This window comes from Chamaesiphon sp., from assembly GCF_041738855.1.
Taxonomy (GTDB): Bacteria; Cyanobacteriota; Cyanobacteriia; order Cyanobacteriales; family Chamaesiphonaceae; genus Chamaesiphon.
This window is the reverse complement of the sequence record NZ_JBGSPA010000169.1, coordinates 1-25,575: the sequence shown is the minus strand read 5'-3', so window position 1 is coordinate 25,575 and position 25,575 is coordinate 1. Positions and strand designations below refer to the sequence as shown.

General features: G+C 45.4%; 26 protein-coding genes and 2 pseudogenes. 14 read left to right on the top strand and 14 right to left on the bottom strand.

The features are described 5' to 3' along the window. Nucleotides 1-313: 313 nt before the first annotated feature. A complete protein-coding gene (locus tag ACEW9I_RS17545; protein WP_373541620.1) occupies nucleotides 314-871 on the bottom strand; it encodes a DUF4126 domain-containing protein in 558 nt (185 codons plus the stop codon). 309 nt (nucleotides 872-1,180) lie between these two features. Between ACEW9I_RS17545 and ACEW9I_RS17540 the strand changes: the two genes are divergently transcribed. From ACEW9I_RS17540 to cbiB, 4 genes are all read left to right on the top strand, one after another. Then, nucleotides 1,181-3,166 (top strand): ABC transporter ATP-binding protein, encoded by a 1,986-nt coding sequence (locus ACEW9I_RS17540; protein WP_373541619.1) that lies wholly within the window; start codon nucleotides 1,181-1,183, stop codon nucleotides 3,164-3,166. An 84-nt stretch (nucleotides 3,167-3,250) separates the two neighbouring features. Beyond that, nucleotides 3,251-3,898, top strand: coding sequence for an ATP phosphoribosyltransferase (gene hisG, locus ACEW9I_RS17535; RefSeq protein ID WP_373541618.1), 648 nt, complete (start codon nucleotides 3,251-3,253; stop codon nucleotides 3,896-3,898). 2 nt (nucleotides 3,899-3,900) lie between these two features. Then, nucleotides 3,901-4,542: a TVP38/TMEM64 family protein gene (locus tag ACEW9I_RS17530; protein WP_373541617.1), complete on the top strand. Its 642-nt coding sequence runs from the start codon at nucleotides 3,901-3,903 to the stop codon at nucleotides 4,540-4,542. A gap of 77 nt (nucleotides 4,543-4,619) precedes the next feature. Continuing rightward, a complete protein-coding gene (cbiB, locus tag ACEW9I_RS17525; RefSeq protein WP_373541616.1) occupies nucleotides 4,620-5,573 on the top strand; it encodes an adenosylcobinamide-phosphate synthase CbiB in 954 nt (317 codons plus the stop codon). A gap of 59 nt (nucleotides 5,574-5,632) precedes the next feature. On the opposite strand, the gene bla is transcribed toward cbiB, so the two are convergent. Both bla and ACEW9I_RS17515 read right to left on the bottom strand, forming a co-directional pair. Next, nucleotides 5,633-6,517 (bottom strand): class A beta-lactamase, encoded by an 885-nt coding sequence (gene bla / locus ACEW9I_RS17520; protein ID WP_373541615.1) that lies wholly within the window; start codon nucleotides 6,515-6,517, stop codon nucleotides 5,633-5,635. Between the two features lie 51 nt (nucleotides 6,518-6,568). After that, nucleotides 6,569-7,228, bottom strand: a complete 660-nt coding sequence (locus ACEW9I_RS17515) for a response regulator transcription factor (protein WP_373541614.1) — start codon at nucleotides 7,226-7,228, stop codon at nucleotides 6,569-6,571. A gap of 107 nt (nucleotides 7,229-7,335) precedes the next feature. On the opposite strand from ACEW9I_RS17515, the gene ACEW9I_RS17510 reads away from it, so the two are divergent. Both ACEW9I_RS17510 and ACEW9I_RS17505 read left to right on the top strand, forming a co-directional pair. After that, on the top strand, nucleotides 7,336-8,004 hold the full coding sequence (locus ACEW9I_RS17510) for a DJ-1/PfpI family protein (protein WP_373541613.1): 669 nt from the start codon (nucleotides 7,336-7,338) through the stop codon (nucleotides 8,002-8,004). A gap of 365 nt (nucleotides 8,005-8,369) precedes the next feature. Further along, nucleotides 8,370-8,843: a DUF6220 domain-containing protein gene (locus tag ACEW9I_RS17505; protein WP_373541612.1), complete on the top strand. Its 474-nt coding sequence runs from the start codon at nucleotides 8,370-8,372 to the stop codon at nucleotides 8,841-8,843. Nucleotides 8,844-9,005: 162 nt separating this feature from the next. On the opposite strand, the gene ACEW9I_RS17500 is transcribed toward ACEW9I_RS17505, so the two are convergent. The 5 genes from ACEW9I_RS17500 to ACEW9I_RS17480 all read right to left on the bottom strand — a co-directional run bounded on the left by ACEW9I_RS17500 (nucleotide 9,006) and on the right by ACEW9I_RS17480 (nucleotide 12,529). Beyond that, nucleotides 9,006-9,905: a CoA-binding protein gene (locus ACEW9I_RS17500; protein WP_373541611.1), complete on the bottom strand. Its 900-nt coding sequence runs from the start codon at nucleotides 9,903-9,905 to the stop codon at nucleotides 9,006-9,008. Between the two features lie 55 nt (nucleotides 9,906-9,960). Then, entirely contained in the window at nucleotides 9,961-10,197 is a 237-nt protein-coding gene (locus ACEW9I_RS17495; protein ID WP_373541610.1) for a hypothetical protein, read from the bottom strand. 109 nt (nucleotides 10,198-10,306) lie between these two features. After that, a complete protein-coding gene (locus tag ACEW9I_RS17490) occupies nucleotides 10,307-11,425 on the bottom strand; it encodes an ATP-grasp domain-containing protein (RefSeq protein ID WP_373541609.1) in 1,119 nt (372 codons plus the stop codon). A gap of 37 nt (nucleotides 11,426-11,462) precedes the next feature. Then, complete coding sequence (locus tag ACEW9I_RS17485; protein WP_373541608.1) at nucleotides 11,463-11,678, bottom strand: hypothetical protein; 216 nt, start codon at nucleotides 11,676-11,678, stop codon at nucleotides 11,463-11,465. Between the two features lie 14 nt (nucleotides 11,679-11,692). Then, nucleotides 11,693-12,529: a hypothetical protein gene (locus tag ACEW9I_RS17480; RefSeq protein ID WP_373541607.1), complete on the bottom strand. Its 837-nt coding sequence runs from the start codon at nucleotides 12,527-12,529 to the stop codon at nucleotides 11,693-11,695. A 149-nt stretch (nucleotides 12,530-12,678) separates the two neighbouring features. Here ACEW9I_RS17480 and ACEW9I_RS17475 point away from each other — a divergent pair, with 149 nt between their 5' ends. Genes ACEW9I_RS17475 through rfbC form a run of 5 tightly spaced genes read left to right on the top strand, consistent with a single transcriptional unit; the run spans nucleotide 12,679 to nucleotide 16,834 of the window. Continuing rightward, entirely contained in the window at nucleotides 12,679-13,104 is a 426-nt protein-coding gene (locus ACEW9I_RS17475) for a tetratricopeptide repeat protein (protein ID WP_373541606.1), read from the top strand. Between the two features lie 41 nt (nucleotides 13,105-13,145). After that, on the top strand, nucleotides 13,146-13,919 hold the full coding sequence (gene rfbF / locus ACEW9I_RS17470; protein ID WP_373541605.1) for a glucose-1-phosphate cytidylyltransferase: 774 nt from the start codon (nucleotides 13,146-13,148) through the stop codon (nucleotides 13,917-13,919). A 36-nt stretch (nucleotides 13,920-13,955) separates the two neighbouring features. Next, the gene (locus ACEW9I_RS17465) at nucleotides 13,956-15,041 is read left to right on the top strand and encodes a GDP-mannose 4,6-dehydratase (protein ID WP_373541604.1); all 1,086 of its coding nucleotides are present in this window, start codon (nucleotides 13,956-13,958) and stop codon (nucleotides 15,039-15,041) included. A 30-nt stretch (nucleotides 15,042-15,071) separates the two neighbouring features. Next, on the top strand, nucleotides 15,072-16,310 hold the full coding sequence (locus tag ACEW9I_RS17460) for a methyltransferase domain-containing protein (RefSeq protein WP_373541603.1): 1,239 nt from the start codon (nucleotides 15,072-15,074) through the stop codon (nucleotides 16,308-16,310). Continuing rightward, nucleotides 16,307-16,834 carry a dTDP-4-dehydrorhamnose 3,5-epimerase gene (gene rfbC / locus ACEW9I_RS17455; protein WP_373541602.1) on the top strand — a complete coding sequence of 176 codons (528 nt, stop codon included), beginning with the start codon at nucleotides 16,307-16,309 and terminating at the stop codon, nucleotides 16,832-16,834. The genes ACEW9I_RS17460 and rfbC overlap by 4 nt, the downstream gene beginning before the upstream one ends. Here rfbC and ACEW9I_RS17450 read toward each other — a convergent pair. Next, entirely contained in the window at nucleotides 16,831-17,862 is a 1,032-nt protein-coding gene (locus tag ACEW9I_RS17450) for a tetratricopeptide repeat protein (RefSeq protein WP_373541601.1), read from the bottom strand. The two genes, rfbC and ACEW9I_RS17450, sit on opposite strands and share 4 nt — an antisense overlap. 127 nt (nucleotides 17,863-17,989) lie before the next feature. Here ACEW9I_RS17450 and ACEW9I_RS17445 point away from each other — a divergent pair, with 127 nt between their 5' ends. The 3 genes from ACEW9I_RS17445 (at nucleotide 17,990) to ACEW9I_RS17435 (ending at nucleotide 22,849) form a co-directional block, all read left to right on the top strand. Continuing rightward, complete coding sequence (locus ACEW9I_RS17445; RefSeq protein ID WP_373541600.1) at nucleotides 17,990-18,898, top strand: NAD-dependent epimerase/dehydratase family protein; 909 nt, start codon at nucleotides 17,990-17,992, stop codon at nucleotides 18,896-18,898. Continuing rightward, nucleotides 18,895-20,061: a class I SAM-dependent methyltransferase gene (locus ACEW9I_RS17440; RefSeq protein WP_373541599.1), complete on the top strand. Its 1,167-nt coding sequence runs from the start codon at nucleotides 18,895-18,897 to the stop codon at nucleotides 20,059-20,061. Before ACEW9I_RS17445 ends, ACEW9I_RS17440 begins: the two co-directional genes overlap by 4 nt. A 76-nt stretch (nucleotides 20,062-20,137) precedes the next feature. After that, entirely contained in the window at nucleotides 20,138-22,849 is a 2,712-nt protein-coding gene (locus ACEW9I_RS17435) for a glycosyltransferase (RefSeq protein WP_373541598.1), read from the top strand. 330 nt (nucleotides 22,850-23,179) lie between these two features. Here the strand turns inward: ACEW9I_RS17435 and ACEW9I_RS17430 are convergent, their stop codons facing one another. From ACEW9I_RS17430 to ACEW9I_RS17410, 5 genes and pseudogenes are all read right to left on the bottom strand, one after another. Then, entirely contained in the window at nucleotides 23,180-23,800 is a 621-nt protein-coding gene (locus ACEW9I_RS17430) for a hypothetical protein (protein ID WP_373541597.1), read from the bottom strand. Continuing rightward, nucleotides 23,793-24,362 carry an Npun_F5560 family protein gene (locus ACEW9I_RS17425; protein ID WP_373541596.1) on the bottom strand — a complete coding sequence of 190 codons (570 nt, stop codon included), beginning with the start codon at nucleotides 24,360-24,362 and terminating at the stop codon, nucleotides 23,793-23,795. Before ACEW9I_RS17425 ends, ACEW9I_RS17430 begins: the two co-directional genes overlap by 8 nt. A 288-nt stretch (nucleotides 24,363-24,650) precedes the next feature. Then, a pseudogene (locus ACEW9I_RS17420) lies at nucleotides 24,651-24,848 on the bottom strand (transposase); the annotation flags it as partial. 20 nt (nucleotides 24,849-24,868) lie between these two features. Continuing rightward, on the bottom strand, nucleotides 24,869-25,339 hold the full coding sequence (locus ACEW9I_RS17415; RefSeq protein WP_373541595.1) for a transposase family protein: 471 nt from the start codon (nucleotides 25,337-25,339) through the stop codon (nucleotides 24,869-24,871). After that, nucleotides 25,264-25,575: pseudogene (locus tag ACEW9I_RS17410) on the bottom strand (hypothetical protein); the annotation flags it as partial. The gene ACEW9I_RS17415 and the pseudogene ACEW9I_RS17410, both read right to left, overlap by 76 nt.

Below are 25,575 nucleotides of genomic sequence, written 5' to 3'. Positions count from 1 at the left end.
GTGAATGGTGGATGGTGGATAGTGGATAGTTGATGTAGGGTGTGTTAGGCGTCAGCCGTAACGCACCAGTACCAACAGATACCAGGGATCTGATTTAACGTCAGTTCGGGTCAAGCATCTTTGCTCCGCTCCAGTCCCGCCCACGATTGAAATCGGGGCTAGTGCCACAAAGTCCGCCTTCGCGGACTGCATCTTCAGTCCGCGAAGGCGGACTTTGCATTATGAGCCAAGACTTCAGTCTCTAGGCTCTTCCGATCCCGAACTCACGTTGATCTAGGATCGCTATAGCTGTTATGGATCTCAAGGGTACCGATTATTTAGGCACCTGCCCACCTTTATACCACCGATACCAACTCTGCGAACTGCGAATCGCTAGCCACAACAGCAGCATCGCAATCAAACCGCCAGAATTTGGTGCCCTGAACGCAAATAGCACCAGCAGCACACACAAGATATCTTCGAGCAATACCGCCCACGTCGGCAATCCTTGCAGCCGATAAAACCAACCCACTTTTACCAGTTGCAAAACTAGTGCGAGTAAACCCCCGACTGCACCCAAAATCCAGACGAGTTGAGTGGGTTCGAGGCGCAAGATCCTCGCTACCGCCATCGCCATCACCGCTCCAACCAGGGGACTAAAGATGAGTTCGACAGACTGCAACAGTCGCTGTCCCCAAAGCTGTTTGGAGACAACTAGTTCGAGCAATGTCCAAGCTGTGAGGACAGCAATTAGCACCTGTGGTTGAATGCGGTTGAGTAAGGGGACTTGTTGCCATGAGTCACCCTGAATCAGCCCAATTACCAAAAGTGGGAGGGCGATTCGCATTCCCGCCGCCGCAGATACCGATAGCACAGCGAGGATTCCAATCATGAATTTTGCTGCTGTTGACGACTTGTCTTGTAGGTATTGGTGACAGCTTTCAAGGTGTGAATGTGCCCTCAGTAACATCCTCGATCGCTCTGAAAATGAGATTCCCGATCGCAATCGAACTTAAATAACTTACACTAAATTATACGATTTTCAATTGAACTTTAAGCACGATCGCGATCGCATCCACTCAACCATCCTGCTCTTCAACATTTGGCTCTCAACTGTCGATCCCTCCCCGATCGCATCGCTCGATGAGTAGCGTAAGATAGACGTAGCCCGATCGCACCGTTCCACCATCCCAGACTACCTATGACCGACTCTCCTGCTGCAAATGCAGATGCGCGAACGCCTCCAGAGAGACTGCACTACCGCCATCTCGTCCTAGATGTGCGAAATCTACGGGTGCAATTTCAGAGTGTCAAGCAGCCAGCGATTGATGGGATTTCTTTTACACTACAGCCAGGGCAGACACTGGGGATTGTCGGTGAATCCGGCTCGGGCAAGTCGGTGACTTCGCTGGCGGTGATGGGGTTGCTACCGAGTGCGGGGCGAGTCACGCAGGGGGAGGTGTGGTTTCAGGATTGCTCGATCTCAACTCCATCACCACCGACAGATTTATTGACATTATTGCCATCACAACTTTCGGGTTATCGCGGCAAACAAATGGCGATGATTTTTCAGGAGCCGATGAGTTCGCTCAACCCAGTATTTACGATCGGTTATCAACTGATCGAAGCAATCTCCCAACATCAGTCTGTATCTACAGCGGAGGCGCGTCGCCTAGCAGTTTACAGCTTACAAGAAGTCAAGCTGATTCCCAGCGATGAGCTACTGAGAAAGCAATATTTAGCAAGTCTAGAATCATTCGATCGACTGGAACAAACACAAACAGAAGTACCAACCGATCGCGAGATTAATAATGTTATCAATTTGCAAAAATTAGCGTGGTTAGAACGCTATCCTCACCAATTTTCGGGCGGACAATTACAACGGGTGACGATCGCAATGGCGATCTCTTGCAATCCCACTTTACTGATTGCTGATGAACCCACAACAGCTCTAGATGTCACTGTTCAAGCCACAATTTTGGAACTACTTCAAGAACTGCGCGATCGGCGGGGGATGTCAATGATTTTTATCACCCACGATCTGGGAATTATTGCCGAGATTGCCGATGTGGTGGCGGTGATGTATAAAGGTAAAATAGTCGAGTGTCAGCCGATTTTAGAGTTATTTCAAAATCCAGCACATCCATATACTAAAAGCTTACTGGCTTGTCGTCCGCGTCTCGATCGCGAGTCCCAGATCTTGCCGACGATTAAGGACTTTATGGACGAGCAAATCCTACCGGATGGTAGTGTCGAAATCATCGAAAAACCTCAACCATTAGCATTAGTCAACCAAGATATTGTCGTCGAAAGCGATCGCATTAGATCGGTCGAGATCGATCGGCAACAAGCACCAATCTTAGCAGTCCGTAACTTAAAAGTTGGCTTTCCCGTCCAGGGAATCTTTGGTAAAGCTCGACAGCAATATACTTGGGCAGTAAATGATATCTCCTTTGATGTACATGCAGGGGAAACACTCGGTTTAGTTGGTGAATCTGGCTGTGGCAAAAGCACTTTAGCCCGTACGATTCTGAAATTAATCGAACCGCAGCAAGGCGCGATCGAATTTCAAGGTAAAAATATTACTAAGCTCCGAGGTGAAGCTATGCAAATCCTCCGGCGAGACTTACAAATCATTTTCCAAAATCCGTTTAGCGCACTCAATCCGCGCATGAATATCAGCGATCTGATTATCGAGCCGCTGGTAATACATCAGACAGTTAAGGGCAAAACTCAACGCCAAGAACGCGCCGAATATCTATTGCAACGGGTGGGATTGAGCCTATACTACCTGCGATCTTACCCCCATCAACTATCTGGCGGTCAACGTCAACGCGTCTGTATCGCACGCGCATTGGCACTAAATCCGAAGTTTATCATTTGTGATGAATCCGTATCGGCTCTAGATGTCTCCGTTCAAGCGCAGGTATTGAACTTGCTCAAAGAGTTACAGAGTGAATTTAACCTGACATATATTTTTATCTCCCATGACTTGAGTGTGGTGAAGTTCATGAGCGATCGGATTATGGTGATGAATCAAGGTAAGATCGAAGAAATTGATGACGCCCAAACTATCTATCGATCTCCCCAAACTGACTACACTCGCAAGCTGATCTCCTCCATCCCCATCGGCACGATCGATCGCATCATCCATCAACAAAGCACTAGAGGAATAATTGATAGTTGATAATTAATAATTAATGCTCAAATCTATTCCCCTTAATCCTAAAATCTAACACCTAAAGCCTAATACCTAATTCCTAAAGCCTAAATGATTACTGTAGCCTTACCAAAAGGTGGTTTACTCAAAGATTGCGTGCGACTATTTCAGTCTGTTGGTTTAGACTTTAGTGCCTTTCTAGACAAAGACAATCGCCAACTCCAGATCGTCGATCCTACCAATCGCGCGAAAGCATTGCTCGTCCGCAATCATGATGTCCCTGTGTATGTCGAATACGGACAAGCACAACTAGGGATTGTCGGCTATGATGTCTTGCGTGAAAAAAGTCCTCAAGTTGCCCAACTAGTCGATCTCAAGTTTGGGACTTGTCGGCTATCTGTAGCGGTAAAAGCGGATAGTCCCTATCGTACTAGTTTAGATTTGCCCGCACATGGTAGAGTGGCTTCGACATTCGTGCATTGTGCGAGAGAGTACTTTGATAGTATCGATTTGCCTGTCGAAATCGTACCACTTTCTGGTTCGGTAGAATTGGGGCCGATTACGGGGATGTCAGAAGCGATTATCGATCTAGTCTCAACAGGTAAAACCCTCAAAGATAATGGTTTAATTGAGATTGAAACCTTATTTTATAGTAGTGCGAGACTGATCGCTCATCCACTCAGTTATCGACTCGATCGAGATTCACTCAGTGATTTAGTTACCGAAATCAGAACTAATGTCTTATCTGTAATTAGCTGAGAGTGAAGTCAAAAACCACTATATTTGCGATCGGGTTGTTTTGCATCATTGCGACAGTTCTCGGGGCGTTACTGCTGAGTGGAATCGATCGTTCGCAGTTGCAAGGATGGCTGCAACAGATGGGGATGTGGGCACCAGCTTTATATATCTTGGTTTACTCGATCGCCACCATTTGCATTCTCCCATCGACTCCACTCAACCTCACTGGTGGAGCGATTTTTGGGGCAGTATGGGGGACGGTGTGGACGAGTATCGCTGCGATTTTAGCAGCAATTCTATCCTTCGCATTTAGTCGCACGATCGGACGGAAATTAGTCGAACAGCGACTCGCAGGTAGATGGGAATCGATCGATCTCGAAATGCAACAGGGTGGTTTTTTTTACATGTTTGCAATTCGGCTACTGCCCCTAATTCCCTATGGGATTGTGAATTTTGCAGCCGGATTAACTGCCATCAAATTTCGCGATTATTTCTTGGGGACACTCCTAGGAACAGTCCCAGGTATTTTACCTTTTGTAATAATGGGTGCAGGTTTGACCGCACTCAAGCAGGGTGATGTGTTACCGATACTGGTAGGATTGGCTCTGACAGGAATGTTGGTAGGTACTGCGACGTGGTATCGCCGTCGCGCTCGAAAATCATGAACTACTCCCCCTTTCCACCCCAGAAATAGACAATCTCGATTCACCATCCACCATCCACCATCCACCCTCTACCCTAGATGTCCAATTTGATACTAGGAATTGCTGCTTATTTAGATTACCTGATTGGCGATCCGTGGGGGTGGCTGCATCCAGTACAGGTAATGGGATGGGCGATCGACAAATATACCAAAATTGCGATCGCCCATATTACTCAGCCCTACTGGCGGCGGTGGGCTGGCGTGTTGCTCTGTTGGGGTACGATCTTGGGAACAGGGGGAATTAGTTGGCTGATTATTTATGCTTGCCGATGGCTACATCCAGCATTGGGCATAGCGATTGAAGCGATCGCCCTAGCAAGTTGCTTCGCAGGTAGAAGTCTGCGGCGCGCGGCTGAGGATGTCTTGGCGGCAACTGCGGCAGGGGATTTGGACTTGGCACGATCGAAGTTAAAGCTGTATGTCGGTCGAGATACCGAGCAGTTGACTATCCCCGCAATCTATCGTGCGATCTTAGAAACTGTGACTGAGAATGCGATTGATGGGGTAATGGCTCCGTTATTTTACGCGATCGTCGGGAGTTTTATCCCCATAGTCGGGGCTGTGCCGCTGGCGATGGCATACAAAGCCGCTAGTACTCTCGATTCGATGGTTGGCTATCGTCGCGAACCATACGCCGATCTCGGCTGGTGTAGTGCCAAATCCGAGGACATCCTCACTTGGCTACCCTGTCGGCTGAGTGTGCTGACGTTGAGTGCGATCTCTGGCAAGCCGCTGACGGTGTGGCGACTCTGTTGGCGAGATGCCAGATCCGATCCTAGTCCCAATTCTGGCTGGAGTGAGTGTGCGTATGCCGCCGCATTGGGCGTGCAAGTGGGGGGGGACAATTACTATCAGGGCAAAGTTCGAGCCAAGCCGTTATTGGGTGACGATCTCCAACCAATTACGCCAGTAATTATCGATCGAGCCTTGAACTTGACTCGTGCTAGCTCTCTATTGTGGTTGGGGCTGGCGACGATCGGCTTAAAAAGTTGACAGTTGACAGTTGACAGTTGACAGCGAAAAGTGCTGCTGGTCAAGTTGTTCCGATATTGCTAGCCTAGCCAATCGACAACAATTCGAGCGGCTGATGCAACGATGTCATTACACGCCTTGGCATCTTTCTCACCTTGAGTGGTGTAAATGGCGACGACGACGGGCGCACGTCGTGGCGGCCACAGCAAGGCAACATCATTGGCGGTACCGTAGTCCCCAGTACCCGTCTTATCGCCGACTTGCCAGTCGGCAGGCACACCAGCTCGAATCCGTGCCGCCCCAGTCGTATTACCCTGTAGCCAAACTCGTAATTGCAACTGGAGCGGTGGCTCTAGCGCGTTTCCCAGTGCAAGTCGTTGGAGACTACTTGCCATCGCATTTGGTGTCGATGTGTCCCGTCGATCGCCTGGAATCGACGAATTAAGCGCAGTCTCCCAACGATCGAGCTGAAATTGACGATCGCCGATCGATCTCGCAAATGTAGTCACAGCCCCAGGGCCACCGAGGATCTGCATCAACAGGTTTGAAGCGGTATTGTCGCTGTACTGGATTGCAGCAGCGCACAGAGCGGTAACTGTCATGCCATCTTCGACATATTGTTCGGTAATGGGGGAATATGTCACCAGATCGCTCTGCTGGTATTCGATCCGCTGCTGCATCAGCCCATCGATTTGAGTACTTCGTTTCAAGATGGCGGATGCCAGCACTACTTTGAAAGTACTACACATGGGAAAATACTCGTCACCCCGATAGCTAAGTTGCTTGCCATTGGCTGTGTTCAGTGCAAATACACCCAGACGACCCGCCAACGTCCGTTCGAGTTTTGCCAACTGTGCCCCAGCAGCAGCCGCATCTCCATGAGAAGCCCACGAAGTCCAAATAGTCGCCATCGGCACAGATACAGCCGCCAGCAACAATTTGCGGCGATTTCGAGAATGATTCATTTTCATACTGACTTAAACTACATCAGATCGACTCGGTTTCAGCAAGTAATTCTAACTAGAAGCAAGCTGTGCCACCATTTCGGCACGAGAGGAGACTTCAAGTTTACGAAACATGCGCTTGAGAGCCTGTTTGACTGAATTCTCGGTAATCCACAGCTCAGTACCAATTTCGGCATTTGTGCGCCCCAAAGCAACTAGTTCGACAATTTGCAATTCACGCGCTGTCAATAGCTCGTTTTTGAAAGATTGGGGTGACGATCTTGTTGTTGCTGCCCACATCGATAAGTGCAAACAGATCCCACTCAAATCGGCGAGATTTTGGGTATCGAAAGCAGGCATCGATCGATCGCGAGTGCAACCCACCGCACCTACCAGTTGACCGCGAACGACAATTGGCCCCGCCATCACATGCCAATGGTCGGGGCGAGGACAAATCATCTTCCACACCTTGGGTGATGTCACCAGTCCTTCATGTACGGGTGCATGACGCTCTGTGAGATAACGGGCAACGGGATTACGTTCGATCGATAGGGCAACCTTGAGAATTTTCTGAAGATTGGGATCTAGCTGGGAAATTTGGTCGAAGAAAAAAATACCCGATCGAGTGGCGGCGAAGTGTTCACCCAGTTTTGACGTGACATCCGTTTTTAACTCTCGTTCGTGTTTCACAGAATCGATCGCTGTAAATAGAGGCTGCACGGAACCAACCATAGTGTCAAAAAGAGTACCCGATCGAGGACTAGGCGCGGGCAGGTTTCCACTCTTAGTATAGACAGTATCGACTTTGTTACTACCACCACTAAGAGAGAGATCGATTTATGATTGATTCACAACAGCACATCATTGGTTTGGTCTTCTATCCCGGCATGACATCATTGGACATTATCGGCCCACAGCAGGTTTTTAGTGGGCTGCCGGGTGTCCAGATTCATCGGATCTGGAAAACGCTAGATCTAGTTAAAACCGACGATGGGATGATGGTTTTACCCGATACTACCTTTGACAATTGCCCCCGTTTGGATGTGATTTGTATCGGTGGCGGGATCGGACAAGCGGCAGTAGAAGACGATCCAGAGCTATTGGCATTTCTACGCAAACAAGGCAGCACCGCTAAATTCGTCACTTCTGTCTGCGGCGGATCGCTATTTCTGGCAAAGGCAGGACTGCTCGAAGGCTATCGAGCGGCTACTCACTGGGCGGCACGCCCCCAACTCGCTGCATTGGGTATTGAAGTAAGCACTGAGCGGGTGGTAATCGATCGCAATCGGATTACTGGTGGTGGCGTGACAGCAGGTATCGATTTTGGGCTGACGATCGCGGGTATCCTCTATGGTGAAGAAGTTGCCAAGATTACGCAACTATTAATCGAGTATAATCCCGCGCCGCCATTTGATACCGGATCGCCAGAAAAAGCGGGAGCAGAGTTGGTTCAGAAGGCAATGTTATTTATGCAGGGGATGATGCCCGTTCCAGTCGGAGCAAAATAGGAAAAACTACTTATACTCAAAGTGGTTAAAACCACTCCTCATGATGCAAAATCCGCCTTCGCGGACTAGGAAATTCTTCAGTCTGCGAATGCGGACTTTACATCACTAGCGACTGCTTGGTGCAACACATGTGGAGGGAACCTCCTGATTGCGTCCGTGATTTCAATCGTTGGTACTCTCGTCGATATCAACGCAACATTCTTTTTCAAATTCATATTTATAAATAATCTCGATCGTGATGATATAGCAGTCGCCACATCGGTTAAGATACTCTAGATCTCAGTCCGCGTAGCGATGCGCGATACGTAGGGTTCCCCGAGGGTTTAGCGCATCAGCGACCGAAATCGCGCTGAGGTCTCCTCAGCGTGCGTTTCGGTCAAGACAAGACAGGCGGACTTTGCAGCACTAGCGGCGATTTTAATCGCTGTGCTGTCCTAACCGCCTTGGCGGTTGCTATAGATCTTCATTCCGATCGAACTAAATTATCTGGATGGATTCAAAAAGGATTTTTAGCGATTGCGGTATTATTTAACCTCTGCCTCATTGCTCAATTATTAACAGTTGGATTAGCCGTTTTTGACGATCCTACTTGGTGGCACATTCACGTTCTACTGGTGCGAGGATATAGCGGATTAGTCATACTGCTATTAGTAGGGCTATCGATCGATCCATTTTCGCAAAAAATCAAGATGCTGACAGTGGGTTTAGTAACACTAGGGATCTGCCTACGACCGCGCTTTCCAAAAATGGGAATGCCAACAAAAGATGTGAAAAATATTGGGCATATAAATATTTACTTTAGAGGACTACTATGCCAATTCAAGCCAGACCCGAAATAACGATAATTGAGATAATTGCACCGTTAGTGGTGGCTCTAATTTACATCACCTTGTGTCTTGTGTTCTTTCTGTAAGGAGCCAAACCGTCGCAATTTTAGTAGGTGTTGGACACTATTTGCGATGCCGATCGCGATGGGAGATTGTGTTGGTGGTCGGTGTCTCCTATTCTTGCTGTCCTGACTTCTTGAGCAGGTGGGGGATTTGACTGATTTTTTTGGCGACGGCGATTTTAGCGCGTTTGTAGGTTTTGATGCGTTGTTGGATCGTATCGGCGTGATAAATCGGCTTGGAGAGGGTATGGCTCAACACGATCGCGGCATCTGTCAGCGGGTGAGGGGTACTCGCATGAATCCCAGCTAGATAAGCAACTACAGGTTTGCCCTGTTCTGCCAAGAGATAAGCAGCCGTAACTGCTTCTGAATCCCAGCAAATATCGCCGACAAGCACGATCGCTTCGGTCAAGTGATCTGACTGAAGCCACTCCAGCCAGAGGCGGCAGGAGGAGCCGACTAGTGAGTCGCTGCCAATGTGGATGACGATCGATTGACCCAAATTGGCGATATTTAATTCGCTGGCGATTTCAGCGGTGAGACTTTGATTGCGACTGACGATCGCGACCTTACCAGGACTAAATAGTTGTGGTTGATAAATCCCGAGCAATAATCGATCGGGAATAATAATCCCTGCGCTACCAGATCCCAGAATCAAGGTATTGGTCATACTGGCTTGGCGTAACAGCCGAATCATATCCAATGGCGGTATACCTCTGGTGATGATTACTAGTTGCGGGATACCTGCGGCAATTGCTTCGAGTGCGGCATCTAATACTTCATAAGCAGGTACAAAAATCAAACTAGTCTCGATCGGTCCGAGCCTACTTTGCACCTCTTCGACGAGATCGAACATGGGCAGATCGCCCAATCGCTGCCCACCCCGCCCCGCACTCACAATCCCGATGATATTCGTACCATAAGTTTGCATCCGGCTAATTGCCGCCAATGCTAGCGGGTTGTCCACTCCTTGAATTAAGACGCGGCTATCTAGTTGGAGATCGATCGTCATTTAGGGGATGGTGAATGGTGAATGGTGAATGGTGGATGGTGGATGGATTGATTACTTATTTACCTTTTAACGTAGCTAGGTATAAATATGTATTAAATAGCAATTGTCTGAAATCTGGATGGTGGGCAGCGGCTCCCGCTCCTCTCTCGCCTTTGTCATCCGACCAGTTGGCTTTGTAGAGGGTTTGGGGAGACAGCGATTCGCGATACGTAGGCTTTGCCGTAAGCGCAAGGCGCAGGCTCTCGGTTACGCGCAGCGTCTCCGCAGGAGAGGGTTTAGCGACCCAAATCACGCGGAGGTTCCCTCCGCATGTGTTTGGGTCAAGACAGCGAATCAAGACAAGACAGTGCCCACCTTACACCTGCCTACCGATGCCTAAAACCCAAAGCCCAAAGCCTAAATCACTGTTTAGCAATCGCTAATGTCTGAGAGATGGCTCGATCGAAATTAGTGACAAGTTTAATCGATAATGGCAGCAGTCCGGCTAATCGATCGAGATCTCGCTCCAAGACTCGCCAGACAACTGTCAACTGGCGATCGCGTCCTAGATACTGGATGACTTGCTGACAGCTATCGATCTCACTCCCGACAAAATTGACGAGCAACACAGTTACACTCGGTGACTGGAGTCGATCTTGTCGCTCCAAATCGCCACTGTTGTAAGTGCTAATGCGCTCTAGAGCGATCTGGATTTCGTCACTACAAGCTGGATCGACGACGATACACTGAGCCACCTGACCCCCACCTTGAGCGATCCCATCCAACATCGCTAGAGCCAAACCATTGCCGCTACAGAGGATACTGATATTCCCGACTTTGTTGAATAGCGGCGATAGCGTCCCCAATCGATTGCGCGCCACATCGACAACTTGCCAATGTTCGAGATTGGGATGTCTGCCCATCGCATAGTGGTTGACACTGATTTTGCCATCTAGAGCCATCACCGCGCCATGACGATCGATTCCCAAGGGATTGATCTCTACCAAGTCTAGATCCTGCGATTTCATCAAGATATACATTTTCTCAATAATATCGCTAACCGCCAGCATCAGATCGCCTTGCAGTCCCATTTTCAGAGCCAGTCGCCGCGCATAAAAAGGCGAAAATTCGTCATAAACAACCACCTGCTGAATTTGATTCAAAATGGCATTAATATTCATCCCGCCGTCAGTGGAGCCGAGCAGCACCGGACGACATGCCAACCTGTCGATCACGATTGCCAGATAAAATTCCTGGCTAGTATTATATTTAGCCTCAGCCAACAGCACCTTGGGATATTCACCCAAGATTGGCAGATTAAAGATCGTCCGCGCTGCGGCGATCGCATCGATGGTATTCTCAACAAATCTGATCCCGCCAGCTTTGCCACGATTGCCTACACTCACCTGGGATTTTAAGACTACCGGATAGGGAATCCGCAACGACTTGAGATCCGTCGGTCGATCGATCCGTTGAGATGGCAAAACGGGGATACCGACATCTCGAAATAGTTCTTTGGCTTGGTACTCTAATAAATCCATGTAGCGGGGTAGGGGATGATGGACACGTCTGGGCGCGTCAAGATCGGACAGGGGATTGAGGGAGATCGAGTTGGGAGCCGAGGGGAATGAGCAAGTCTCGATCGGGAATAAAAGCAGCTACTAATATAACCAATAATCGATCGCCGCGTCGAGCGCGTTCATTACAATCCTCGATCTCCAAGGAACTGCGATTGCATAACTGACAAATTTCACGCTCATTAGGCACAATCGATCGATCGCTGTCAACTGTCAACTAACAATTGTCAACTAATCTTTTACCGGAGCCGTCACTTTCAATTCGCCAGTAGGTGTCACTGTCACCTTACCACCCATCGCTCTGATTTCGGCGATCGCCCGCTTAATCGCAAAATCATCTACAGCAGCTCCCAACACCATGTTCCAAGCGTCAAATTGAGCCTGTTTACTGTTTGGGTTGCGCGCCAAATAATCAGCAGTACCTTGAGAGAGTCGAGCGACATTTTGCGCCTCTCGATCGGGATGTTGGCGCGCCCAGTTGGCGGCAGTGAGCATCGAATTGCGGGCATCTGGTATTTTGCCCAAAAATAGTAACTCATCGACTGCCTTGAGTCTCCAGATATAGTAACCGCGATCGGGTACCTGTGGCGACAATGACTTCAAGCCGCGATTCATCAGCGCGACCGATCGCTCCGGTTCCCCAGCATACAACGAACCAGTACTCGACAGGTAAAAATAAGCATACAAGAAGCGCGGGTCGCGAGCGAGGATCGCGTCAAACTGTTCCATTGCCGATCCATACCCAGCTTTTTGCCGGACTTCCGTATCCCCAAAATACTGGATAAAATCGATAAAGTGCCAGTCAGCTACCAAGTTATCAAATCCAAATGTCGGTAGTGTTTTAGCGATCGCTAGTTGCGCTTTGAATCTAGCTTCTTGCTGCTGAAGCACGGCTTTAGTCAGACTTTTGCGCTGCTGCTTGAGAGTGGCTAATTGATGGGTTTGGAGATAGACAATAACTGTAAATACGCCTAAAATACTGCCAATCTGTCCGATGAGTGTCGGTGATAGCTGGGCTAATTTTGCCCGAAATTTATCCCAAACTGAAGTTGGTGTCGATACTGACATAGATTTGCTAACTTGGATTCAAAATGATAGTTAATTGCCGAAAATTGGTAACTTAGATGAATAGGTGGATATCGATGACCCTTGTGGTCTGCCTTTGGCAATCGAGACATCCAGGCTGCATCGCTAAATTGCTAGGAGCAACATGAATTATGGAAAACAGCAAAAAAAGTATCTGGACGAAAGTCTTTATCATTGGCTCTGGGATTGCCTTTCTGGGTTCGAGCCTATTGGGACTCGGTAGTATGATTAGTGAATCGATCGATCGACCCGCCCCCACTGAAAATGCCGCCCAATCTCAGAGTGCCCAACTTCAAGCCGAAGAGAAAGGTTTTGCCACAGTTTTAGCCCGCGAACCAAACAATCAGACAGCACTACGGGGTTTGGTAGAGATTCGGATGCGGCGCGGCGATATTCCAGGTACCAAAGCCGCGCTCGAACAGCTCATCAAACTCGATCCCACTAATGTCCAGTACCAAGAATTCCTTGCTGCTGTGAACAAACAGATCGCAGATACCAAAAAAATGGGTACTCTAAAACCAACTGAGCCAAAGCAACCAACTCAACCATCCAAGTAGTTGCTGGTGCAGGGTTTACTCATCACCCATCAACTCGTTCTATGAAAGTCGTCCTTTTGGCAGGTGGTTTAGGCACGCGTCTGACTGAAGAAACTGAAATTCGCCCGAAACCAATGGTCGAAATTGGCGGTCGTCCCATCCTCTGGCATATCATGAAACACTATGCCCACTATGGGTTTAGTGAGTTTCTAGTGGCGTTGGGTTATAAGGGCGAATACATCAAACGCTATTTTATGGATTACTACACCCTCAATGGGAGCATGACGCTAGATCTCGCCACTGGTGCGGTGCAGCCCCAAGTCAAAGAATGTGAAAACTGGAAGCTGCATCTGCTCGATACTGGCGTCCAAACTAATACTGGGGGACGACTCAAACGTCTAGAACCCTATCTGGGCGATGAGACATTCATGATTACCTATGGCGATGGTGTCAGCAATATCGATCTCCAACGCTTGCTAGAATTTCACAAATCCCACGGCAAATGGGTGACAGTGAGCGCGGTACGTCCGCCTGCACGATTTGGCGGATTGGTAATCGAAGGGGATTTGGTTGCCAACTTTACTGAGAAGCCACAAGCCGGAGAAGGCTGGATCAATGGGGGCTTTCTCATCATGGAACCCCAAGTTTTTAAATACCTTACCAATGACAGCGCGGGGTTGGAAGTCGAGCTATTAGAAAGGTTAGCTGCGGATGGACAGTTGGCGGCATACCGTCATTACGACTTCTGGCAATGTATGGATACCCTCCGCGATAAATACAACTTGGAAAATTACTGGCAAAGTGGTAATCCTCCCTGGAAAGTTTGGGAACAATAAGCAGGTGAGTTGGTATTGTGCTGTGGTGAATGGGCTATGAGTCTAAGTAATAATTTTTGGGATAATCGTCCGACATTAGTCACTGGCGCGACTGGATTGCTGGGCGGGTGGTTGGTAAAACGGTTGTTGAGTCTAGGTGCAGATGTCGTCTGCGCGATCCGCGATACCGTACCTCAATCAGAATTGATCCGCTCTGGTGCGATCGATCGCGTCAAAGTAGTTCGTGGCGATGTGGGCGATCGCGTATTCCTCGAACGCGTCTTAGGAGAGTACGAAATCGATACGGTGATGCACCTAGCCGCCCAGACAATAGTGGGAATTGCCAATCGGCACCCGATTTCGACTTTTGAGACAAATATCGCGGGTACGTGGCAATTGCTCGAAGCCTGTCGGCATAGTCCCACCGTCAAGCAAATCGTCATGGCTTCCTCAGACAAAGCCTACGGTGACTGCGATACGCTCCCCTATGTGGAAACTACCCCCCTCCAAGGTTTGCACCCCTACGATGTTAGCAAATCCTGTGCCGATCTGATCGCCCAAACTTACGGACATACCTATAAATTACCTGTAGCAATTACCCGCTGTGGCAACTTCTATGGTGGTGGCGACTTAAATTGGAATCGGATTATTCCTGGTACGATTCGATCGATCCTGCGCGGTGAGGCTCCAGTCATTCGATCGGATGGTAGCTATATCCGCGACTATATCTATGTCGAAGATGGTGCAGCAGCGTATACTCTACTCGCCGAACAACTCGCAACTAATTCGGGTTTGTACGGGCAAGCATTTAATTTCTCTAATGAGACTCAAGTTACGGTTTTGGATCTAGTTACTCAGATCGTCGAGTTGATGGGTACGGATGTAAGTCCGATCGTTCAAAGTCAAGCTAGTAATGAGATTCAACATCAATTATTGGATGCAACTAAGGCGAGAAATATGCTAGGTTGGACACCTAAATTTACACTCGATCGTGGCTTAGAGCAGACGGTTGTCTGGTATGAAAATTTCCTCGATTCACAACAGCAGCGATTTCAAGAACACTCTGGATCTCATCTGGAGTATTCACAGCTCGAGACACTAGCATTGTCTGATTTAGCCATTCAACAAATCATCCATAATTAGCAACATTAGCTCGATCGACTTACTTTGAAAATGACTCATCACCAGTGCAGATTTTGCCAGCATCCGCTCCAGCATACCTTCGTGAACTTAGGCGGTTCGCCGATTTCAAATGATTTTCTCAAGTGGGATCGACTAGATAAACCAGAGCAATTTTACCCACTACACACCTATGTGTGCGATCGCTGTTTGCTAGTGCAATTACCGGAAGTAGCATCACGAGAGCAGATTTTTGGCGACGGTGATTATGCTTACTTTTCTTCCTATTCTGATAGCTGGCTCCAGCATTGCGAACAGTATACTAAGTTAATGGTCGCAAGATTTGGATTCGATCGATCTAGTCAAGTCATCGAAATTGCGAGTAATGATGGGTATTTATTACAATATTTCCAACACCAAAATATCCCCGTATTAGGTATCGAACCAGCAACTAACGTCGCCGCAGTTGCCGAAGCCAAAGGTATTCCGACAGTGACTAAATTCTTTGGCATCCAAACAGCCACTGAATTACTTGCCCTCAATAAGCAAGCCGATTTATTACTAGGGAATAATGTCCTCGCACATGTACCGGATCTCAATGATTTTGTCGCAGGGATGAAGCTATTACTCAAGCCAGATGGCATCATTACGATCGAATTTCCCCACTTGCTCCAATTAATTACTCAAAATCAATTTGACACTATTTATCACGAACATTTCTCCTACTTCTCTTTCCTCACCGTAGAACGAGTATTTGCTGCTCATGGCTTGACTTTATTCGATGTCGAAGAGTTACCTACTCACGGTGGCTCATTGAGAATATATGGTAAACACAGCGAAAATACTAAGTTAGAAAATAGCGATAGTGTCACTGAATTGAAAGCTAAAGAGGTTGTAGCTGGACTCGATCGCATTGATACCTATTTAGACTTTACCAAACAAGTCGAAAGTATCAAACGTCAGCTCCTATCTTTCCTGATCCAAGCTAAATTTGAAGGTAAATCGGTTGTCGGCTATGGCGCACCAGCCAAAGGCAATACCTTACTAAATTATTGTGGCGTGCGGACGGATTTTATCGATTATACAGTCGATCGTAGCCCACACAAACAGGGCTTATTCCTACCTGGTACTCACATCCCAATTCATAGTCCCGATCGGATTGCTGAGACTAAACCAGACTATATCCTAATCTTACCCTGGAACCTGCGATCGGAAATCGTCGAGCAGATGGCACATATTCGAGCTTGGGAAGGTAAATTTGTCGTACCCATTCCTCAACTAGAAATACTGTGAAATTTACCCCAACTAAAATCCCTGGCGCATATCTCATTGAAATAGAACCGATGACTGACGAGCGTGGCTTCTTCGCGCGCAGCTTTTGTGCTGATGAATTTCAGCAACAGGGATTAACTTCTAATTTTGTTCAATGTAATGTTTCCTTTACCGCTCACAAGGGAACAATAAGGGGGATGCACTATCAAGTAGCTCCTGACACCGAAACTAAATTAGTTCGCTGTACCAAAGGAGCCATCTATGATGTCATTCTCGATTTACGTCCCTCATCTCCCACCTTTAAACAGTGGGTAGCTGCGGAATTAAGTGCTGATAATCATCAGATGTTTTATATCCCTCCAGGCTGCGCTCATGGCTTGCAAACCTTAGTAGCTGATACGGAAGTATTCTATCAAATAGCTGGTGTCTACAACGCAGATGCGGCTAGAGGTGTTAGGTGGAACGATCCTACTTTTGGGATTGAAATGCCTTTCGCTGTGAGTGTTATCAATCAACGCGATCGCGATTATTCGGATTTTACTTAGACTACTAGAAAATGTCGATCGATAAATAAATTAATATCATCCGACATAATTAAATCTAAATTATCTTTTATTTTATCTATCTCCCAGTTCCACCACTGGATTGTTAATAATTTAGATATTGTTTCGTCACTAAATCTTTTTTTAATTACTTTTGCTGGATTACCACCAACTATAGCATAAGGCTCGACATTTTTAGTGACGATACTACCAGCCGCAACAATCGCACCATCACCGATGGTGACTCCTGATAAGATTGTGGTATTAAGCCCAATCCATACGTCATTACCAATAATCACACTACCCTTACTTAACTTCGGATAATTATAGTGTTTCTCTTTGAATTCATCGAAAACTATCCCAAATGGAAAGGACGAAATCCAATCGGTAGGATGATTACCACCTAATAAAATAGTAACATTTTCAGCGATCGAACTAAAATCGCCAATCTTCAAAGTTGAACCTTGATGCCAATCCTTAACAATTGGGGCACCGTAAGTATACTTGCCAACAGCATATTTGATATAGTTAGAAAAATTTCGGGTATAAGGCAGTCTGAACTTATATATTTTGTCCTTTTCTAAGATAACTTGCGCTGCCTCTTCATAACGATCGACTGCTTCCAATGAATTAATTAAAGCATCATAATTTTCAGCCGCTCTGTCTCCTAGATCGATCGCTTGCCTAAAGGCATCGATCGCATCTTCAAAATTTCTAGTTGCAAAGTATACTCGTCCAGCAGTCGTGTAGGAATTCGCCCAATCTGGATCGATAAGAATAGCTTGATATATTAGTTCGATCGCTAATTCATTATTACCAGTTTGGTGATAGAGATATCCTAACAAGTTAAGTATTTTAGTATTGTTATTATCAGCACTCAGAATTTGCTGATATATTTCTTCAGCTTCAGATAATTGACCTCGATTATGATAATCTAGTGCTCGAGCGATAAGGTTATCGGTAATGTAATTAGTCGAACTTAATTGCATGTTAGAGATAGTTATTAATATTCCTATCTCTAATTTACCCACTTTAAATATATTGTTAACAAAATTCAGATTATCCTAAGTAAAAAATTTACGAACGCAATGTTTCTTTTTAAACTAAATGGGGAACTATAAGACAAGTAAAAGCTCGAACTTATTTAGACTTCATCCTATGAATAAAGTTCTAATTACAGGTGCATCAGGATTCATCGGTCGTCATTGTTTACCTTTATTAGTTGCACAGGGGTATGAAGTACACATAATATCTAGGTATCCTGGGTGGATCGAAAATTTAGACGTACATTGGCATCAAGTAGATTTGTTCGATCGAGCTGCAATTCAAACCGTAATGACTAGAGTCCGTCCTTCTCACTTATTGCATCTAGCTTGGTATGCTGTTCCTGGTAAATATTGGACAGGATTAGAAAATTTTCAGTGGGTGCAAGTCAGCCTTGACTTAGTTAGAGCGTTTGCTGAATATGGCGGTAAAAGGATTGTATCAGCAGGTAGTTGTGCTGAATATGACTGGCGATATGGATATTGTCAGGCAAATATTACTCCCATAGCACCTCAAACACCTTACGGAACTTGTAAACAAGCTTTTTCTTTGATGTTGGAATCCTTTTGTCAGCAAACGGATATTAGTTGTACTTGGGGGCGAATTTTTTGGCTATATGGTCGATATGAAGACCCTAATCGATTAGTCTCATCAGTCATTCGGTCTTTATTATCCGATCGCATTGCCCAATGCTCTGCTGGAGTACAAATTAGAGATTTTTTGTACGTTCGAGATGTTGCTGATATCCTAGTTCGGTTATTAAGCTCGAAACTAGTAGGAGCGATCGATATTGGTTCGGGTATTCCGATCTCGATCAGAAGCTTAGTCGAATATATTGCCGATCGACTCGATCGATCTAGCCTCGTTGAGTTTGGAGCTATTCCTCCCAAAAGTTTAGAGGCTACTCTGGTTGTTGCCAACCCAGAGCGGTTGAGGTCGGAGTTAAATTGGTATCCTCAATATGATTTAGCTGGTGGAATTACAGAAACTATTAATTTTTGGAAACAAGAAATCGCTGTATGATAATTCAATTATCTAATTGTCCCGTATGCGATGCAAGCAATCCCAATTCTTTCTTGCACCGAAATCTAGTTCCTACACAACAAAATTTATTATTTAAATCTCATCATGCGGCTACTCAACATCAACGAGGTGAATTAACCTTAGCTGTATGTCATAAATGTGGCTTTGTTTTTAATCAATCTTTCGATGAAAATTTATTAAAGTATGGAAAAAACTATGATAATGCTCAAAATCATTCACCATACTTTGAATCGTACTTAAATGAACTTACCCAATATCTAATCCAGGAACGGCAAGTTCAGAATAGTCAAATTTTAGAAGTTGGTTGTGGTCAAGGTCATTTTTTACGTAAATTGGTAGAGCTAGAATCAGTTAATAACTATGGTTATGGTTGCGATCCTAGTTATCTGATTCAGCCTGATGAGCATCCGCGTCTGAAGTTCGAGCAACGTTATTATGGGACTGATTGTACGCATATTCCAGTTGATGTGGTAATTTGTCGTCATGTTATCGAACATGTACCAAATCCGGTAGAGTTACTAACATCGATTCGAGCTGCACTGGTAAATTCCCCTTATGCACGGCTATTTTTTGAAACTCCTTGCGTAGAGTGGATTTTAGAACACCAGGTTGTGTGGGACTTTTTTTATGAACATTGCTCTTACTTTACTGCGGAGTCATTGACGACAACATTTGAGCAAGCGGGCTTTGAAGTTAATAATGTCAAACATATCTTTGGTAGGCAATATTTGTGGCTAGAAGCCTGCATCAGCCATAAACCAGTTGATGTTACTTACGATCCCTGTCAAATCCCAACGCTGGCGACTGAATTTGCTAAATCTGAGCAACAGATCGCCAATCAGCTAAAATCGCAAATTACTCAACTGAGAGAGCGAGGAGGAGTAGCTTTGTGGGGCGCGGGTGCCAAAGGTGTAACGCTGGCAAATCTCATAGATCCGCAGCGAGAATTAATTTCGGCTGTAATCGATCTCAATCCTCACAAGCATGGTGGTTATCTACCCGGAACTGGGCATCCTATTATTAACTATCTCGATCTCGAGCAGTATGGAATTAGATCGGCAATTCTGATGAATCCTAACTATTATCAAGAAAACTTAGAGCTACTCAAACTAGCTAATATTGAGTTGCAATTGATAGATTAAATTAAGATGAATATAATTCGATCTCATCAGACAACCTAAATTTTTACTATACCTCTATTTATCAACTAAAATTTTCATGATGAAATTCCAGCCTCTATTTTCAATAATTATTCCTACTCGTCAAAGGCATGATACCCTCAAGCATGCTATCCAAAGTGTCATCAATCAAAGCTATCAAGATTTTGAGCTAGTAATTTCCGATAATTTTAGTACTATAGAAACATCTCAAGTAGTCAACAGTTTTTCAGCAGATTCTCGCATTAGATACTTTCGGACTCCAGAAAGATTTGGAATGGCAGATAACTGGGAATTTGGACTATCTAAAACTACTGGCACATACATATTTGTGTTAGGGGATGATGATGCCTTGATGCCCGATGGATTAGAACTAGCTGCTAACCTGATTGATGAGTATGATTTCAAAATTATTTCTTGGTCGCGTCATTTCTATGGCTGGTCTAGCTGCATCGTGCCCTGGTTGCGAGATCGATTGGGCGTTAATTTACAACAAGTAGCTGAAATCAGAAATTCACGCAATGCTCTGGACATTTTTTATCAGCATCGCTTATCTCATGAAGAACTACCGATGGTTTACAATTCACTAATTCATCGCGATATTATTGAACGGATTAAATCTGTGCATGGTAGATACTTCCATACCCATTCTCCTGATGTGTATTCGGGAATTGTTAACGCGTATTTCTCAGATCGATATCTTTATTCTTTACGCTCCATATCTATTACCGGAACTTCTGGGCATAGTGGTGGAGCGTCAGCATTATACCCTGGTTTAGATAGTAAACCTATTAATGATTATCAAACAGATGAGAAGAAAAATTTATCAACACAATCTCATCCAAATATTACGGCTGGAGAGTTGATTTCCACACCAGTTAGTCCTGAAACTGTAGTAGCTGGAGTTCAATTTATAACTAAAGAACTCTTTTTTGCTGAAGACAACGATTTAGTAGTAAATATTTATAATTATTTACACTCAATTGCAGTAAATATAAATCGAGATCCAACAATTTATCAATCAACTAAGATTTATATTGAAGCTCTATCATCGAAGTACGATATTCCGATCAAATCACTAAATATACCTAGTCCTCAAACAATAAAACCTGGAAATTTTCAAGGTTTTATTCCTAATCCACAGGGACAATCAGTACATCTTCGCATCAATTGCGAACAAGCTGGGGTTTTCAATGTAGCGGATGCTGCTAAATTAGCTCAAAGTGTTTTACCGAGTTTATTGGAATTCAAAATTCATGAATCACCACATTTAAGGTATAATAACAAATATATTGTACCTAAAATTGCGATCGATGGTGTCTTTTTTCAACTCTATCGCACAGGTATCGCTCGGGTCTGGAAATCGCTATTAGAAGAGTGGGTAAATACTGAGTTTAGCAATCATCTAGTCGTACTCGATCGAGTGGGAACTGCACCTAAAATAGAAGGGATTAGTTATTATCAGATTCCAGCTTATGACTACAATAACACTGATGCCGATCGCCAGATGTTGCAGCAGGTATGTGATGAACTAGGTGCAGAATTATTTATCTCCACTTATTATACTACTCCACTGGCAACACCTTCAGTCTTCATGGGATATGATATGATTCCTGAAGTCGTCAATGCCGATCTCAACCAACCGATGTGGCGCGAAAAACAGCGGGGAATCGCACATGCTTCTGCCTTTTTAACTATTTCGGAACATACAGCCAAGGATTTAGTTAAATATTATCCCGAACTAGATCCAACTACGATTACTCCCGCTCTTTGTGGCGTTCAGCCTGTCTTTAAACCCGCTCAATCGACTGAAATTGAATCATTCCGTACTCAGCACGAGATTACCAAGCCTTACTTCTTATTAGTAGGTGCTGGTAGTGGTTATAAAAATACAATTCTATTCTGGCAAGGATTCGCTAAATTAGCAAATAACAGCGATTTTGATATTGTTTGTACTGGTGCGGCTGGAGTCGGTGCACAGGAGTATGCTACCTATGCACCTGGTAGTCAAGTTCACTGTTTGCAATTAGACGATCGCAGTCTCAATCTAGCATACGCAGGTGCGATCGCCTTGGTCTATCCTTCTAAATATGAAGGTTTTGGATTGCCAATCGTTGAAGCTTTAGCTTCTGGTTGTCCAGTGATTACTTGTCACAATGCTTCGATTCCTGAAGTTGCAGGGACATCGGCAATTTATATCGATGACACGAGTATCGAGGAAATGACTCAAGCTTTAGCAACTGTCCAGCAACCTGAAGTTCGAGATCCGTTAATTGCCGCTGGATTAGTCCAAGCTCAGAAATTCTCATGGTCAAAAATGGCAAAAATCGTTCAAACAGTATTGCTAGAACAAACTTTAAGCCAGCTCGAACTGAATTCCCAAAACTTCATTATTTTCCCTGATTGGTCGGCGGATGAAGAGGAGTTAGGCGAGGAATTGAGTCGGGTTTGCTACCAACTTACTCAACATCCCGATACAGGTCAGATTGCTTTAATAATTAATACTAGTAATGCCGTAGATCCTGAAGCGGCTAACATGCTTATTTCTAGTGTTGCAATGAATTTGATGATGAGTGAAGGTATCGATATTACTGAGTCTTTAGCTATATCTCTGACTGGGGAGTTGGCACCGATTCAGTGGCAATCACTTTTACCCAAGCTCCAGGGACGTATTAAGTTAGAATTAGAAGATACTCGATCGATCGAGTCATCTGGGGCTAATCTAATTAGTGAAATTCAGTTAACTGAATCACCAATTTTAACATTAGTCTAGGTTGCAGATTGAGTAAAGAAATCCGATACCGCCCTCGATTGAAATCGCGGATGCAATCACGCGGAGGTGTATCAATACGGTTCGGTTAGCTAGTTAGGTAGCGGTTGAAACCGCCGCTAGTGATGCAAAGTCCGCCTTCGCGGACTGACAATATCTAAGAAAATGGACTTAACCGAACCGTATTGGGAGGTGTATCCTTCCGCATGTGTTGCACCAAGCAGGGGCTAACGTTGCAAAGTCCGCCCAGACTAATCTGTCAGTCCGCGTAGGCGGACTTTGCATCATGAGCAGAGACTTTAGTCTCTATGCTCTTCTTACACCAAACTGACGTTACCTTATATCCACATTATCGATCGATTGACCTGTAATACATCGCCAATGACAATCGAATAAATCTGGGTGCTGAACGCCGATACTCGCTAGTGCTGGGATCGCTGGAAACGGGAATAATCGATCGAATATTATCCCCGCTGCCACTTTGCTAAACTGCACTAGATAAGTTGCGGGTGGTGCGGTAAGTCGGGTCAGTAATTGGGAGCTAAATTGGTAGAGTGGTTGTCGATCGATCTCTTCAAGAGCAACTGGTTGCTGATAATCATCGCCGCTTTTGCCGACGATCTCCCCATAAATTGGGTCTTGAGCCGTCCAAATCACAGGTAACCACAAATTCCCACCACCGCCGACTTTGACCCCCGTTGTATTAGCAGCTAGGGCGCGGAGCCAATCGATATCCTGGCAGAACTTACCGATCGATTGTCCCCAAAATTGAAATGTTGGCGGTACAGCCAATGTCATCGGACAATAAATCGCCTTGGGACTGGCAACCGCTGGTAACTCACTCACCGTCACGAACTGAACTGATTCGACGATCTCACCGATCGATCGGAGCATTGCTACACCCAATCTTTGGCTATCGGCTGTCTCATCCAAAATCACTACGATTTTAGACATGACTGAGGACAGTCAATGGCTGGGGTGAATGCTGTTGAGTGATGTCGGGTAAGTCCAATTTGAGTTCGGGTGCTTGCTGCTGAAGCGTGATGCCTCTGGAGGCGATTCGATCCGTGACAGCTACCAAGTCAGCTTGAAGTTGGCGATTCTCGCTCTGCAATGCCATAATCTTGCTCTTAATCGGTGCCAATCGCTCGGCAAATTTGCGCGTATAAACTTTGGGAAGTTCCCTGATTACCTGCTCCAACATTTGCCCGCGCTCGGTAAGTTCGCGGATAGTTTGGCGGAGGTGCTGGATCTCCACATCCCGACGTTGGAGCTGTGCTTGATACAAGTGGACTTGCTGTTCGACGCCTTGGAGTTGTTCGCGCAGCAATCGTACTTCAGCGCGATAATCTCCCGCTACCTCTGGTCGAGGTGCATAAGGAGTGTTGTCTTTGACTAGCCGAAATAGTTCTTGGGATAGTTGCTGGACGAGTTTGTCGCGAGTATTGAGTTCTTCACGAAACCGAGCGACTTCGGCTTTGAGTATTGAGATGTTCGGGGTTTGAGTTTGATTCACGGGGGATCGCCACAGTAGTTAAGTTGACGGATACTGAAGATCGGTGCTTGATGGCATTCGTTGGCGTTGGCATAGCCTGCCGTAGGCACAGCCTATCCTACGGATAATCGATCTTACCGCTTGCCTTACGGTTTGAAGCTCGATCGACAATCTCTAACGAGTAGCCAATATTATGATGATTGAAATACCCTGACTGTATCAGTTTGTTCGGGCTGTCGCAACAACTTTTGATTTAGGTATCATCAGGTCGCTGAGAGGATGTTTGGAAATACGGAGAGTATAAAAGATTCAGGCAAGTCTCCGTAGCATAAGTCGAATCGTGGCAATATGAATAAAAGCTTCAGCAGAAGCAGGTAAACGTTCATAATCAACATTGAGACGGCGACACCAGTGCAACCAGCCATAATTACGTTCAACAGTCCAGCGTTTAGGCAAAAGGACAAAACCTTTACTACCATTAGGTCGTAAGACCACATCAACAATCCAATAGACCTCCTGCAAAAGTATCACGCGATCGCCTTTTCTGAAGCTAAATATAGCTCGTAATTGTAAATTCCAGCAATTATGTTAAATCTCAACCCAAATCGCTGTCTTCGATTTCTATATCTCGAAGAAAGAACCCTGAATATTTTAACCTTTCGATTAATATGCTCGACAATTATTCGTTCTTTTTCCAACTGTCGATTAAACTTTTTCGGCTCTTGGGTTAATGGTTTTTTCTTTGTTTTTTTGAAGGGAATCCTGCTGTTTTCGTGAAGCTTCTGAATCCCTTGATATCCTTTGTCTGCCAATAGTTTTATCTTTTTACCTCTACCTATTTGACTTTCTTTCCAAATCCTGAAATCATGTACTTTTCCTTCTCTGACTGCTGTACAGATAATTTCATTCGTTTTTGCATTCACTAATATTTGTGATTTAATTGTGTGACACTTCTGCTTGCCACTGTAGCTTCTCTTCTGTTGCTTGGTGCAACGCACACTGAGGAGACCTCAGCGCGATTGCATCCGCTTTTTTTAGGTCTTTCTACTTCATGCTCGGTCACGTCTCCTACTAGTATTTCTAGCTCCGAGTCTTGTACATATAGTTGCTTCTTTCCTCCCAAATTAAACAATCCTGATTTAATCAAAATATTCTCAACTTTTCTCACAATTCTCAAAACACTTGTTTCGTCTAAACCCCAATTTGTACCCATGTGAAAATAGGTACGGTACTC